18 protein-coding genes are annotated in these 13,898 nt (G+C 25.9%); 8 read left to right on the top strand and 10 right to left on the bottom strand.

Translation table 11 applies throughout. The features are described from left to right. Nucleotides 1–6 precede the first annotated feature (6 nt). Entirely contained in the window at nt 7–390 is a 384-nt protein-coding gene (locus tag CKV87_RS03005) for a PAS domain-containing protein (protein WP_041644882.1), read from the bottom strand. A gap of 144 nt (nt 391–534) precedes the next feature. On the opposite strand from CKV87_RS03005, the gene CKV87_RS03000 reads away from it, so the two are divergent. Continuing rightward, entirely contained in the window at nt 535–783 is a 249-nt protein-coding gene (locus CKV87_RS03000) for a helix-turn-helix domain-containing protein (protein WP_012012385.1), read from the top strand. 63 nt (nt 784–846) lie between these two features. Here the strand turns inward: CKV87_RS03000 and CKV87_RS02995 are convergent, their stop codons facing one another. Then, on the bottom strand, nt 847–1,170 hold the full coding sequence (locus tag CKV87_RS02995) for a cupin domain-containing protein (RefSeq protein WP_012012384.1): 324 nt from the start codon (nt 1,168–1,170) through the stop codon (nt 847–849). A gap of 138 nt (nt 1,171–1,308) precedes the next feature. Here CKV87_RS02995 and CKV87_RS02990 point away from each other — a divergent pair, with 138 nt between their 5' ends. Continuing rightward, nucleotides 1,309–1,740: a MarR family winged helix-turn-helix transcriptional regulator gene (locus tag CKV87_RS02990; protein ID WP_012012383.1), complete on the top strand. Its 432-nt coding sequence runs from the start codon at nt 1,309–1,311 to the stop codon at nt 1,738–1,740. Between the two features lie 52 nt (nt 1,741–1,792). Here CKV87_RS02990 and CKV87_RS02985 read toward each other — a convergent pair whose 3' ends face one another. Genes CKV87_RS02985 through CKV87_RS02960 form a run of 6 tightly spaced genes read right to left on the bottom strand, consistent with a single transcriptional unit; the run spans nt 1,793 to nt 8,942 of the window. After that, nucleotides 1,793–3,475: a tetratricopeptide repeat protein gene (locus CKV87_RS02985; protein ID WP_012012382.1), complete on the bottom strand. Its 1,683-nt coding sequence runs from the start codon at nt 3,473–3,475 to the stop codon at nt 1,793–1,795. Between the two features lie 2 nt (nt 3,476–3,477). Further along, entirely contained in the window at nt 3,478–4,767 is a 1,290-nt protein-coding gene (locus tag CKV87_RS02980; protein WP_012012381.1) for a hypothetical protein, read from the bottom strand. A 39-nt stretch (nt 4,768–4,806) separates the two neighbouring features. Further along, nucleotides 4,807–5,265, bottom strand: a complete 459-nt coding sequence (locus tag CKV87_RS02975) for a low molecular weight protein-tyrosine-phosphatase (RefSeq protein ID WP_012012380.1) — start codon at nt 5,263–5,265, stop codon at nt 4,807–4,809. After that, on the bottom strand, nt 5,262–5,825 hold the full coding sequence (locus tag CKV87_RS02970; protein WP_012012379.1) for a rhomboid family intramembrane serine protease: 564 nt from the start codon (nt 5,823–5,825) through the stop codon (nt 5,262–5,264). The genes CKV87_RS02975 and CKV87_RS02970 overlap by 4 nt, the downstream gene beginning before the upstream one ends. A gap of 3 nt (nt 5,826–5,828) precedes the next feature. Continuing rightward, a complete protein-coding gene (gene lon, locus CKV87_RS02965; protein WP_012012378.1) occupies nt 5,829–8,246 on the bottom strand; it encodes an endopeptidase La in 2,418 nt (805 codons plus the stop codon). A 42-nt stretch (nt 8,247–8,288) separates the two neighbouring features. Then, nucleotides 8,289–8,942, bottom strand: a complete 654-nt coding sequence (locus tag CKV87_RS02960) for an outer membrane protein assembly factor BamD (RefSeq protein WP_020847509.1) — start codon at nt 8,940–8,942, stop codon at nt 8,289–8,291. A gap of 96 nt (nt 8,943–9,038) precedes the next feature. On the opposite strand from CKV87_RS02960, the gene CKV87_RS02955 reads away from it, so the two are divergent. Genes CKV87_RS02955 through CKV87_RS02940 form a run of 4 tightly spaced genes read left to right on the top strand, consistent with a single transcriptional unit; the run spans nt 9,039 to nt 10,725 of the window. Then, nucleotides 9,039–9,803: a pyrroline-5-carboxylate reductase gene (locus tag CKV87_RS02955; protein ID WP_012012376.1), complete on the top strand. Its 765-nt coding sequence runs from the start codon at nt 9,039–9,041 to the stop codon at nt 9,801–9,803. Continuing rightward, a complete protein-coding gene (locus CKV87_RS02950; RefSeq protein ID WP_012012375.1) occupies nt 9,790–10,077 on the top strand; it encodes a type IV pilus modification PilV family protein in 288 nt (95 codons plus the stop codon). The genes CKV87_RS02955 and CKV87_RS02950 overlap by 14 nt, the downstream gene beginning before the upstream one ends. Then, entirely contained in the window at nt 10,067–10,408 is a 342-nt protein-coding gene (locus CKV87_RS02945) for a hypothetical protein (protein ID WP_012012374.1), read from the top strand. Before CKV87_RS02950 ends, CKV87_RS02945 begins: the two co-directional genes overlap by 11 nt. Continuing rightward, nucleotides 10,405–10,725 (top strand): hypothetical protein, encoded by a 321-nt coding sequence (locus tag CKV87_RS02940; RefSeq protein ID WP_012012373.1) that lies wholly within the window; start codon nt 10,405–10,407, stop codon nt 10,723–10,725. The genes CKV87_RS02945 and CKV87_RS02940 overlap by 4 nt, the downstream gene beginning before the upstream one ends. On the opposite strand, the gene CKV87_RS02935 is transcribed toward CKV87_RS02940, so the two are convergent. Continuing rightward, complete coding sequence (locus tag CKV87_RS02935; protein WP_012012372.1) at nt 10,715–11,314, bottom strand: non-canonical purine NTP pyrophosphatase; 600 nt, start codon at nt 11,312–11,314, stop codon at nt 10,715–10,717. The two genes, CKV87_RS02940 and CKV87_RS02935, sit on opposite strands and share 11 nt — an antisense overlap. Before the next feature lie 77 nt (nt 11,315–11,391). On the opposite strand from CKV87_RS02935, the gene CKV87_RS02930 reads away from it, so the two are divergent. Continuing rightward, nucleotides 11,392–12,705, top strand: a complete 1,314-nt coding sequence (locus tag CKV87_RS02930; RefSeq protein ID WP_012012371.1) for an MFS transporter — start codon at nt 11,392–11,394, stop codon at nt 12,703–12,705. A 6-nt stretch (nt 12,706–12,711) separates the two neighbouring features. Further along, the gene (locus CKV87_RS02925; RefSeq protein WP_012012370.1) at nt 12,712–13,566 is read left to right on the top strand and encodes a LapD/MoxY N-terminal periplasmic domain-containing protein; all 855 of its coding nucleotides are present in this window, start codon (nt 12,712–12,714) and stop codon (nt 13,564–13,566) included. A 37-nt stretch (nt 13,567–13,603) separates the two neighbouring features. Here CKV87_RS02925 and CKV87_RS02920 read toward each other — a convergent pair whose 3' ends face one another. Then, nucleotides 13,604–13,798, bottom strand: coding sequence for a YwbE family protein (locus tag CKV87_RS02920; protein ID WP_012012369.1), 195 nt, complete (start codon nt 13,796–13,798; stop codon nt 13,604–13,606). Between the last annotated feature and the right edge of the window lie 100 nt (nt 13,799–13,898).

The raw sequence follows: 13,898 nt of genomic DNA, 5'->3' as shown, positions 1-13,898 counted from the left end.
ACACTCTCATTTCATATTTAAATAAAGTTTAGTCGCAGTATCTATTTCTTCTTGAGTTGGTTTTACTCTAACAGAAATGTATCTTTTTCTTCCATCAACTGTTTTTGAAGGATAAACAGTTGCATTTACCCAATAAAACTCCCCTTGTTTAGTTTTATTTTTCACTATTCCTTTCCAAATATTTCCATTATTTATTGTTTTCCATAAATCTCCAAACGCATCTTTTGGCATATCAGAGTGTCTAACTAAATTATGAGGTTTTCCAATTAGTTCCTCTCTTGAAAAACCAGCAATTTTACAAAAATCAGCATTTGCATACAGAATATTGCCTTTTTCGTCTGTTTCTGAGACTATCATTACATCTTTAGTTAATATAATTTCCTTGTTCATAAATAACCTTTTATAATATAAAATTAATAAGTAAAATAAATACTCTTATTCTACTTTAGAGTTTATTAATAGAAACTTATAAGTGTTTGTAAAAAATTATTATTTATTACTATAATACCCATAAAAAACTTATAGGTGTTTTTCTTGTTTGAAGAAAATCCAGAGCTCTTTTTAGATGAAATTGTAAAAAATGTAAAGAAAGAGAGAATTCAAAGAAAAATTAGTCAATTAAAATTAGCAAATATTTTAGATTTTTCTTCTCCAAATTATATTGCAAAGATTGAAACAAGAAAACATGGTTCAAGTTATAATTTAATACATTTATGTAAAATTGCAAAAGCTTTTGATATCGAAGTTGTTGAATTATTACCACAAAAAAAGAAAAAAAGTTAAACTACTTTTACTACAATAAATCAAAAATGCTTAAATTTATTAAGCACTTTTAGTTTTAAATCATTATTCATTTGTTACTAAAATAGTACATCCTTCTTCTGATTGAGGAATGTGAGAAGTTCCTTTAGGATTTATTATAAATGAACCCTCTTTATATTTTTTGTTACCATCATTAAAAACTCCCGATATTACAAAAATATGTTCATCAAATAAGTTATGTTCATCAAGAAATGGTAATTTACTATTTTTTTCAAATTTATAAATAGCTGTTAATTTTCCATCATTGTTTTTCCAAAGTATGTATTGGCTCACGCCTTTTGTAATTTCTACAGGAGTAATATTATCTAATAAATTTGAGACTATTCCATTGAAGTTTGCTAATTGCATATTTATCCTTTTATATTTATTTTGTTAACTAATATTTTGTACACAAAGCAATATTAACAAAAATCTATTTATTTGTCAATTAGTTTGTACACAAGATATGTTTTGTTATAATTATTCATAAAGTTTCAAAGGTAAAATATGAAAAATAAAGAATTTGATTTCTCTAAAATGATTTGCTTTTTATTGAATTCAACATCAAACGCAATGATTAGAGAGTATAGACCTCATTTGGAAGAATTTCAACTAACTTATCCTCAATATTTGGTGATGATGACACTTTGGAACAATGACAATATACTAATAAAAGATATAAGCAAAGAGACATTTTTTGATTCGGCTACACTAACACCTATTTTAAAAAGGTTAGAAGAAAAATCGTATATTATCAGAACGCAATCATTAAGCGATGAACGAGGGAAAATAATAAAATTAACAAAAGAAGGGAAAGATTTGAAAGATAAAACAGCTCATATTTTCAAAAATATGGAGTGTAAAATTGAACTAAGTAGCGAAGAGCAAGAAGATATTATTAAAATTTGTAACAAAATATTATCTAAATTAGGTAATTAAATTTTGTCTTTTATTAAGTTCTTAAGAGAAGTTTCAATAGAAAGTAAAAATTCTAAATATCTTTACAAAATCTTCCTTTTTTATTGAAAGGAAGTTTATTCTCTTTTTTTATATTTAATTCAATCTCTTTTATAAATTTTTTAGCATTAGCTAATTCTTTATAATAATATTCATACTCCTGCCAAATATCAATTGCTTTTTGAATATACCCTTTTGCTTTTAAACACTCTTTTAAATCTTTATAAATTGCTGATATATTATTATAACTTATTGCTAAATCAGGATGTTTATCTCCTAAAATTTCTTCTCCTAATTTTAAGGCTTTCTCTTGATATCCCAAAGCTTTTTTTAACTCTCCCATATCTTGATAAATTAACGATATATTGTTATAACAGCTTATTAAAAGAGGGTGTTTCCACCCTAAAATATCTTCTCTTAATTTTAAGGCTTTTTCTTGATATTCCAATGCTTTTTTTAACTCTCCCATACTTTTGTAAATCGTAGAAATGTTATTATAACTTGTTGCTAAATCAGGATGCCTATATCCCAAAATTTCTTCTCTTAATTTTAGAGCTTTTTCTTGGTATTCTAATGCTTTTTTTAAGTCTCCTATTTCTTGATAAATTATTGAAATATTACTATATGATGTAGCTAAATTAGGATGATTTTCTTCTAAAATTTCTTCAAATATCTTTAAAGCTTTTTGTTGATATTCTAAAGCCTTATTTAAGTTTCCTATATTTTTATAAATTACCGAAATATTATTATATGATGTAGCTAAATCTGATTTTCCAACTTCTGAAAACTTTTCTCTAATTTCTAAAGCTTTTTGTTGGTATTCTAACGCCTTTTTTAAATCTCCCATATCTTGGTAAATCATAGAAATATTATTATAACTTATTGCCAAATCAGGATAGTTCTTTTTTAAAATGGCTTCTTTTAAATCTATTGCTTTTTTTTGATATTCTAATGCTTTTTCTAACTCTTCCATTTCATGATAAATTGTGGAAATATTATTGTAAGTTGATGCTAAATTAGGATGATTTTTTTCTAAATTCTCTTCTTCTAATTTTAAAATTTTTTCTTGATATTCTAAAGCTTTTTTAAATTCTCCTACATCTCTATATATTGTCGTTATTTGAGAAAATAAATTTAATTTTTCTACAACGTTTTCTACGTCATTAAGTTTTAGAAGTAATCTTTGAAGTTCTTCTTTTTTACTTTGTGTTGTTAATCCACCCAAAGAGCTATATGAACTACTTAAAACTTCTTTTAATATTAATCTGTTTTCATAATTATTTGGTGTTTCTATTTCAAAAATAGCATTTTTAAATTCAATTAAATCAGGAATATATTCTATTGATGTTTGGAAAAACTTCTCTTTAAAATTTGAATTCACAAAACAAATAAGATTTATATTTTTAGACGCTATTTTATCTCTTCTTTGATTGAATCCATTATATAAATCAGCATTATCTAATACATCAAAAAAATCATCTATGAAAATAAAACTTTTATCATTTTCATAGAGTATTGGTGCAATATCTTGATAAGTATTATCTTTTAGGTTAAGAGTTATTTGATTTGAAGAAGTAAAACTTTCGCAAATATGATTTTTTATCTCTTCTCTTAAATTTTCATTTGGATAAAAAATAAAAATAAATCTAAATCTATTTGTATTTAAAACTTTTTTTAGTTTTTTTTGTAACTCTTCAAACTTTAACTCACTACTCAAAATCAAGCCTTTATTAGATTAATAAAATCTTGATTATCTAATAAAATTGGATTTATTTTTCTTTCAAGTCCATCTTCATAATCTAAAAGCACTTTTTTAATGAGTAGTTTTGCAAGTTCATCACTAAAAGGTATTTTAGTTTTAGTATATACTTGTTTTAAAAGTGAAATTTCTTTTTCATCAAGATATTTCATCAACTCTTCACTTATAGATTTTTGAGCATCTTGTACACTTTTTAAATCTATAATTTCTCCTTCTGCTTGAACATAAGCTTCTAAAATTATTTTTAATGTTTCTCTTGGAGACCCAGCACCATAATAAATGATTTTTTCAACTGTTTGTTCGCTATCAAAGAGACTTTTTTCTATTCTTTTATATATAAACTCTTTAAATCTCTCTTTTGAATTATTATCTAAAGAAATTAGGGGAAAAGAAATATGACTAGCAAACTCTTTTAATCTTGAAACCTCTGAAAAAAGCTCAATTGGCAAAGTAATAATCATATTTGCTTTTATTTCAACAAATTTATTTGAATTATCAATTAATATTTTTTTCCTATCTTCTAAACTTCCAATTTTTTCAAAACCATCAATAATAAAAAGTAAATCTTTTGAAATTTCATTTTTTAGTAAATAACCTTTTATATCTAAAATAAACTCATTAAATTTTAAACTAAAATCTGAAAATTTATTTTTAAATACTTTTCTAATAGTCTCTTTTGTACTATTTGAACCAGATAATTTACCTTTTGTTTTACTTACTAATGAGAATAAAGAAAATAAATCTATTCCAGCTTTTCCCTCAACTTCAATAGAAGCTGATTCATCAGTTTGATTATTTATTTCAGTAATTCTTTGTTCATACCAATCATAAAAAGGTTCTATATTTGCTTTTGGAATATCAATCTTTTTATCATCTAATGTTTTAGTTAATTTTTCTAGAATTAGAATAATAATATCTATAAAATCAATATTATTTACATCTAGTTCCTCATCACTTAAATCACAAAATACTGAAAAAAAGCAAGTTGTTTCATCAATTTCATTTTTTAATTTTAATAATTCTGTTGTTTTTCCCGTACCTCTATGTCCACTTAAAAAAAGTTTTAATGTTTGAGATATTTTATTACACTCTTTTGTTGTAGGCTTGATATTTAGATATTTAAAAATCTTTTTTTCGTTAAAGCCTTTTCTAAATCCTGAGAAATCTGTATAAAACTCATTTTTTTCATCTATTGGGTTATTAAATGCTACTGCATCTTGTATTTCATAAAAAGTAGTTGCTTTATTCATCTTTATCCCTATAACGTTTTTCCGTAATTGTAGCTAATATTATGCTATATCATTATTAATTAAGTCATCAATCAAATTTTTAACACAAGTTTCAATCATAGAATAAACATTTTTAAAATCTTCAAAATCTCTAAAGTAGTATGGGTCAGGAACACAAGCTCCTTCATATCCAAAATCTCCAAGTTTTAGAGGATTTTTACAACCTAAATTCTTCAAATCTTTTAAGTTATTATCATCAAGTGCAATAACAAAATCAAACTTTTGAAAATCATCTTTTTTTACTTGCCTTGCTTTTTGCTTTGATATATCAACACCATTTAACAATGCAACTTTTATTGAATTTTCACAAGGAGCTTCACCAATATGCCAAGAGCCCGTTCCAGCACTATCTACTAAAATATCAAGCTGTTCTTTGTTTATATATTCTTGTGCAATACCATGAGCTAAAGGAGAACGACAAATGTTTCCTAAGCATACAAATAAAATTGATCTCTTCATCTTTTATATTTTTTTAAAAGTATAGATTTATCAATTATTGCATAAATAAATCCAATAGCTAGTCCAATAAAGTGAGCATACCAAGCAATAGGAAGTCCAATAAGTAAAGGAGCAACAGAAATTAATAAAATCCAAGTTATAATTCCACTTCTTTGAACTTTATCAAAATATGCAACATATCCTAAAATAGCACAAATTGCTCCACTTGCTCCTACTAAATTTACAGTAATATCTAAAAAAAAGATATATAAAAATGAGAAAAGAGAGGTTAAAACTCCTGTTATTAAATACAATAAAACAAAAGCTTTTGCACCTCTTGATCTTTCTACATAATTACCAAATTGCCAAAGTACAAACATATTCATAGCTAAGTGAGCGATTCCACCGTGAGAAAAGATAGAAGTTAGTGGTTGCCAATAAAAACCACCAATTAAAAAGTATAAATTTAATCCAAATAATAAACTTCCTTGTTGTACATTTATTTGGATTAAATAAAATAAAACTGTAATTATAATAATTACATTTGTTGCTGTAAAATCTTTTTTACTAAAGTTTAGCATCTATTAAACTAAAGCCTCTTTTAAAACATCTTCTATTGTATCAACAGCTTTTATTTCCATTGCATTTTTTACTTCATCTGGAATTTCATCCAAATCTCTATCAAAATTTTTTCTAGGAACTAAAGCTTTTTTCATTTTTGCTTTATATGCTGCAATTAGTTTCTCTTTTAATCCACCAATTGGTAAAACTTTACCAGAAAGTGTAAGTTCTCCTGTCATTGCAACATCTGCTTTTATAGCTTTATCACTTAAAATTGAAGCTATTGCAAGTGCCATAGTTATACCTGCACTTGGTCCATCTTTTGGTGTTGCACCTTCTGGAATATGTAAATGAATATCATATCTTTTATATATTTCACTACAATCAAGCTTTTCATTTTCCTCTTCTTCTTTTACAGATTTAGGAATAATCTTTTCATCAATTTTTAGAACTTTATTATCTATTAAAACTTTTACAACAGAATATGAAATTCTTGAAGACTCTTTCATTACATCACCAAGATTTCCTGTAACAGTTAGATTTCCTTTTCCTTTTAGCTTAATTGCTTCGATTTTTAAAACATCCCCACCAACTGCTGTCCAAGCCAATCCATTTGCAATTCCAATAGAGTTTTTCTTTTCTGCTGGATCAATTTCAAAAATTGGATTATCTAAATAAGCTTTTAAATCTTTTGTTCCAATAGTTACTTTTTCTATTGTTGGGTCATTTAAAATTTGTTTTACAACTTTTCTAAATAGTTTTGAGAAAACTCGTCTTAAATTTCTTACCCCAGCTTCTCTTGTATATTTTGATATGATTAATTCAATAGTTGCTTTATTGATACTTACTTCACTTTTTTGAAGTCCGTGTTTTTCTAACTCTTGAGGAATCAAATAATCTTTTGCAATATGATACTTTTCTTCTGGAGTATAAGAAGATATCTCTATAAATTCCATTCTATCTCTTAAAGGTGCAGGAATTCTTCTAGCATCATTTGCTGTTGATACAAATATAACTTGAGATAAATCAACTGGAAAGTTTAAATATAAATCTCTAAATTCATGGTTTTGTTCTGGGTCTAAAATCTCTAACATTACAGCTGTTGGATCACCTCTATGATTAGAGCCAAGTTTATCAATCTCATCTAAAACCATAACTGGATTCATTTTTTTTGCATCAATTAATCCTTTGATTAATCTTCCTGGCATTGCTCCAACATAAGTTCTTCTATGTCCTCTTAACTCGTTTACATCTTCCATTCCACCTAAAGCTACTCTTATTAAAGGTCGTTTTAGTGCTTGAGAAATAGAGTTTGCTAAAGAAGTTTTACCAACTCCTGGAGGTCCTACAAAACATAAAACAGTACCTTTAGATTTTAAATCTTCTAAATTTCTTTGTTCAAGTAGTTGTTTTACTGCAAAATATTCACTAATTCTCTCTTTTGCTTTAATTAATGAATAATGATCTTTATTTAGTTGTTCTTCTACATTCTTTACAGAAATCTTTTCGTTTGCATATTCTCCAAAAGGAATATCTAAAACTTGTTCTACATAAGTTTGAAGTAAAGAAGCATCAGGAGAATCAGGGTTCATTCTGCTTAATTTTTCAAGTTGTTTTTTTGTCTCTTTATAAGCTTCTTTTGACATAAACTCTTTTTTGGCTTTCAATCTCTTTTTATAAGATTTTATCTCTATTTCTTTTTGATTATCTGTTCCAAGTTCTTTTTGAATAGCTTTTATTTGCTCTTTTAAAAAATAATCTTTGTGTGTTTTTTCTATTTTTGAGTTTACTTTTTGAGTAATCTCTTTTTGGATTTTAAATGATTCTATCTCTTTTTTAATAACTTCTATAATATCAAATAATCTTTGTTCAATATTTGTTTGAGAAAATAGTTTATAAGCTTCTTCTTTTTTTACTTTTAAAACAGATGATATTAAATCTGCAATTCTTACAGGATCATCATTTTCTTCTATAGTTTTTACTAAATCAGCAGGAAATTTAATATTCAATTTTGATAATTTTTTTACATTTTCTATCAATACTTCAATTACAGATTTTATATTCTCTTCATTTGATTCTTCATTTTTTAAAGTATCAACATTTACAAATAATGGTTGTTCACTTGCAAAATCTAAAATTTTTCCTTTAGTTAAACCTTGGAAAAGTACTTTTATTTTACCATCAGGTAAAGATACTTTTCTCATAATGTTTCCTACAACTCCAACATCATAAAAAGAGTCTTTTTCTCTTTTACCTTCTTTTGCTGGTTTTGAAACTGTAACCATAACTAGTTTATTATGGTCTATTGCATATTCAACAGCTTTTACATTTTGCTCATTACTTAAAAATAAAGGAGCAATCATAAAAGGGTATAAAAATATATCATCTTCAATAATTAGTGGTATAGTTTGTGGAAATTCTTCATAATTTTTTAATTCCATATTTTAATTTAACTCCTAAAATTTATAAATCGTATTAAATTTTTATTCGAAAAGAGCTCTATAAAATGGTACTTTTACAGGTTCAATTTCAGAACTATCAACCCAAGAACCTCTTACTTTTTCTTCATAGAACTCTGTTCCAAGAGGTTTATCTCTTCTTGTATAAAGTTCAGATATTTCTTGGTCAAAACTAGCTTTTGACATATATAATCTTGAATTTATAGTGTCAACTAAAGGCATGTATGGTGAGTTTTTATATTTTTCTTTAAACTCTTGGATTTGACTTAAAGTATCATCTATTAGTTGTTGATCTCTAAATTGATATTTAAATCCTAAAAAATTTGCTTTGATTTTTAAATATCTTGCATAATCAATATCTTTGCTCAATCCAAATTTTTTGATATATTCATCCAAATAAAAATTTGCTAAAGCATACTCTTCTTCCTCAATATGCGCATTTACTAAAATCATAATTGCTGTTGGAATATATGGTGAATTTCTATGTTCACTCTCTAATGATGTATATGTATCATCAGCTTCATCTAAATCTCCCGATGCTATTTGCTTCATCATCTTGTTATACCAATAAAGTGCTGGTTTATTATATTCCTGCTCACTTTTTGAAGAACAACCTGTAAATACAAAAGTAGCACAAGTAACTAATAACAAACCCTTTAGCTTCAAACTTTTTATCATTCTAATATCCTTTATCATAAAAAACACATTTTATCTAATTACAGCTTAGGAATTATCTGCTATAATAAATCAAACTAGTTCAAGAAAGGAATATAGATGAAACTTACACTAATAGGTAATGGTATTATGGCTCAAGCACTAGCTAAAGGACTTATAAAAAAGTACGAAGTTGAGATGATTGGAAGAGATATTGAGAAATTAAAACTTATACAGGAAAAAATACCTCAAATAACAATAAAACAATTAGAAGATAAAGAAGATATCACAGATAAAATTGTTATATTTTGCGTAAAACCTTATGCTTTAGAGAGTGTTTCTGTAAGACTTATTGGAAGTGCAAATGTATTATTATCTATTTTAGCTGGAACAAAACTTGATTTTCTAAAAAAACAGATAAAAGCAACCCACTATATCAGAACTATGCCAAATATTGCAGCAAGTGTGCATAACTCTATGACAACAATAACTGGTGATATTGAATCAAAAGCTGTTGCTATGGAGATTTTTTCTTGTATTGGAGAAGCTCTTTGGGTAAATACAGAAACTCAACTTGATATTGCAAGTGCAATTACAGGTTCTGGTCCTGCATTTTTAGCATTAATCGCTGAAAGTTTAGCTGATGGTGCAGTAAAAGCTGGATTAGAAAGACATTTAAGTGCTCATTTAGTTCAAGGATTATTTAGTGGAACTGCTTCACTTTTAAGACACTCTCATCCAGCAGTTATAAAAGATTCTGTTATGAGTCCAGGGGGAACAACAGCAGCAGGATTTGCTCAACTTGAAGAAGCTGGAGTAAGAAGTGCTATGATAAAAGCGGTTGAAAGCTCTTTTAACAAAGCATTAAAACTTGCAGAAAAATAGTTTTACTTTAATTGAAACATTAGTTAGTATCACTCTTTTGCTTATCGTAATAATTGGGTTTAAATACTCAACTTATTATGATGAAAATTCTTCAAAAAACTTTATGTTGTTAAATAATTTAGAAAATCTATTTGATACAAAAAATTATGGAAGTTTTCAAAACTCAGCTAAAACTTTACAACTTATAAAAAATAAAGAAATTATTGAAAATATAACTGTTACAAAATATCAATTTGAAAATGAAAGTATAAAACTTTTTAAGTATGAAAAATAGTTTTTCTCTTCTTGAAATAATCATAACTTTAATAATCTCTTCGATAGTTATAATATATTCAACACTTTTTACAAAAGAATTGAGTTTAGAAAATAAATACAATCAAGAGTTAGAAATTGATAAAATAAATTTTTTAGCAACAAAAGTTTTTATAGAAAAAAACAAATACAATATCTCAAATCTACAATTTTCAAATGGTAATTTATATTTTGAAAATAATCTTTTATTAAAAGATGTAAAAGAGTTTAATATTATGAAAACTTCAAAACAAATCACAATTTATATAAATTTTAAAGATAAGATTATGCAAACTTGGGAATTTAGTTTATGAAAAAAGCTTATACACTTTTGATTACTATTGTACTAATCTCTACTTTTTCATATTTAGGTGTTTTGATTTTAGAGACAAAAGCCTTAAAAAATCAAAATTTATCAAACCAATATTTATATATTCAAGCAAAAAATCATCTAAATTTTTTTGAAGATTTTGTAAAGAATTATGATTTAAAAGATATAACTCACCTTCAAATTGAAGATGAATTATTTGATATTTATGCTACTAAACTTATTGATTCAAATATTGTAGATATTTTCGTAAAAGCAAAAGATTTTGATATTTCAATCCATAAACAAATTACTAAAGAATAACTTCTAAAACTTTCATTGCAAGTTTTAAAGCTTTACTTCTATGAGAAAACTCTTTTTTAACTCCTTCATCTAATTCACCTAACGTTTTATCATATCCATTTGGAATAAACATAGGATCATATCCAAAACCATTTGTTCCTATCTCTTTATTTAAAACTTCACCATACATCCAACCATGAACTGTATAAACTTCATTTTTATAAACTATTGCAATACAAGCTGTATAAAAAGCAGGAGTTTTTTCTAAACCTAATTTATTTAATTCAGCTTTTAATTTTTCGTTATTTTCTTTATCACTTGCATTAAGTCCTGCATATCTAGCACTATAAACTCCTGGAGCATTTCCTAAAACTGGTACACTAATTCCTGAATCATCTGAAATCACAACAACATCACCAAAATTAATTTTTTGAAGTTCATCATAGATTGTTTGTGCTTTTTTTATAGCGTTACCTTTAAAAGTATCTTTATCTTCATCAATTTCAATTTTTCCTAAAATTTCACTAAATGCTACTATTTCATCATTTGGAAGAAGTCTTTCGAACTCTTTTATTTTTCCCTTATTTGCTGAGGCTAAAACGATTTTCAATCTTTGTCCTTTTTATACTAGTTATTATCGAATTTTTTATATAATAAACCAAAATTATAATATATTTAGGATTATTAATGATTAAATCTGTAATGCCTTTGAGTTTTATCATAGCCCTTAGATTCTTTGGACTTTTTATTGTATTACCAGTTATTTCTGTATATGCTTTATCTTTAGATGGTGCAAATGCAACTTTAGTTGGTATCGTTGTTGGTGGTTATGCTTTAACACAAGTTGTTTTTCAAGTTCCTTTTGGAGTAATGAGTGATAAATTAGGAAGAAAAGGTACAATCATCACTGGACTTTTACTTTTTGCAATTGGTTCTCTTATTTGCGCTATTGCAACTGATATTTATACTTTGATGTTAGGTCGACTTTTACAAGGTTCTGGTGCTATTGGAGCAGTTGTAACTGCTATGATAAGTGATTTAGTAAAAGAACACGAAAGATCAAAAGCTATGGCTTTAATGGGTTCTTTTATAGGACTTGCTTTTGCAATAGCAATGTTAGCTGGACCGTTAATTGGTGGATTTATAGGTGTTCCAGTTTTATTTTATATTACAATGTTTTTAGCTCTTATTTCTATTTACATTTTAGTAAAAAAAGTTCCAAATCCTCCAATAATAACTCATACATATAATGACAAATTAAGATTATCAGATGTTTTAGGAAATACAAATATAAATAGAATGAATATCACAAACTTTTTACAAAAAGCTTTGATGACATTTGCATTTTTAGTAATTCCTATCATCTTAACAAAAACTTATGGTTGGGAGAAAAAAGAGCTTTGGTATGTTTATCTTCCTGCTATGATATTTGGACTTTTATCTATGGCACCTGCTGCTATTATTGCAGAAAAGAAAGGTAAGTTCAAAGAGATTTTAGCTCTTGGAATTTTATTTTTTATAATTTCATATTTAGTTATAGGATTTAGTTCTAGTTCCGTTGTTTTTGTAATTGGTGTAGTTATATTTTTTATTGGTTTTAATATGCACGAACCAATCATGCAATCACTTGCTTCAAAATTTGCAAAAGTTCATCAAAGAGGAAGTGTTTTAGGAGTATTTAATTCATTTGGATATTTAGGAACATTTGTTGGTGGACTTTTGGGTGGAATAATGCTTGATAACCTTAATTTATCAACATTTTCTATTATCATCGCTGTTATTTGTGTTTTATGGGGGATTTTGATTTTGACTATGCCAAATCCATCAAAAACAAAATCTGTTTATTTAAATTTAGATGAATACAAACTTGAAAATAGTGGAAAACTAAATCAAAATGATGCAATCGATGAGTGGTATATAAATAATACAGAAAATATTATAGCTATAAAATATGATGATGAAAAGATTAGTGAAGAAGAGATAAGAGCTCTTTTAAAGTGATAAAATATGCTTAAATCAAAACTTTTATATATAATTTTATCTATTTTTTCTCTTACATTTTTTGTATGGGATTTTTGGATAAATTTTGAAAAGATGAAAGAAGATACTATCTCTTCATCTTTACTAAAAACAAAAACTACTTCGATTTATCTACAAGAAAATCTAAAAAAATTTTTAGAAGATAAAACAAATCCTGAAATTTTATCTATTATAAATCAAACTTTTAATAGCGATTTTAAAAGTATTAAAGTTGATAATAGTACATTTGAAATAAAAGAAGAAGATTTAGTAAAAACTTCAAACGACTTGGATAAAAGTCAACTTTGGGAAGTTACAAATGCTATTATCGATGAAACTCTTGGAAGATTTGTAGTTATTACTCAAAGTGATGATTTTGAAAAAGAGTTATTAACTTTAAATGGTTCTATTCCAAATGAAGATAATAAATCTATCGTTCCAAGTCAAGATATATATACTTTTTTACCAAATAAAAATTTCAAAAATCAAAATAGCCTTACGATAAAATTTAAAGCAACAAATCAATTTGAAAAAGTTGTAGATACACAAGCAACAATATATTTTGACAAAACTTTAGCACAAGTTTCTAATGATAATGTAAATTATACAACTCCTTTATGGTTTAAAGAGTTAGTTCCAATATATCTTGAAGAACAAGCAAATGACATAAGTAATAGTTGGAAATCAAATGCTACAATCTATGTAAATACAAACATAGAAAAAGTATATTTTGAACTTTATGAAAAAGCAAAAGAGAAGTTTTTTGATAATCTTTTATGGTTTTTTGTAACTATTTTAGGATTGTTTGGTTTTAGGTTTTTATATAGGGTTTTAGTTAAATAGGTTTGATTTTGTTTATAGCCCAAATCTTACCAATTTACTATAAGATTTCCTGAACTCTTCCAACTTGTCCATCTTGAAGTCGCACTTTTATTCCATGTGGATGAGTTGGTGAATTTGTAAGTATATCTTTTACAATTCCACTTGTAAGTTTACCTGTTATTTGGTCTTGTTTTAGTACAACATTTACTTTTAAACCAGCTTTTATATTTATTCTTTTTTTATTATCGAGCATTTTTTTCCTTTTCTATTTCTTTAATTAAATTTTTATTTTTTGTATCCATCTTTAGATTTTTGTATAAAGTATTGATGAAATAAGTTTAATTTCGATTTTA

It is taken from the genome of Aliarcobacter butzleri, assembly GCF_900187115.1.
Lineage (GTDB): Bacteria > Campylobacterota > Campylobacteria > Campylobacterales > Arcobacteraceae > Aliarcobacter > Aliarcobacter butzleri.
Note: the sequence above shows the minus strand (reverse complement) of the source record. Positions and strands in the feature narration are given on the sequence as shown.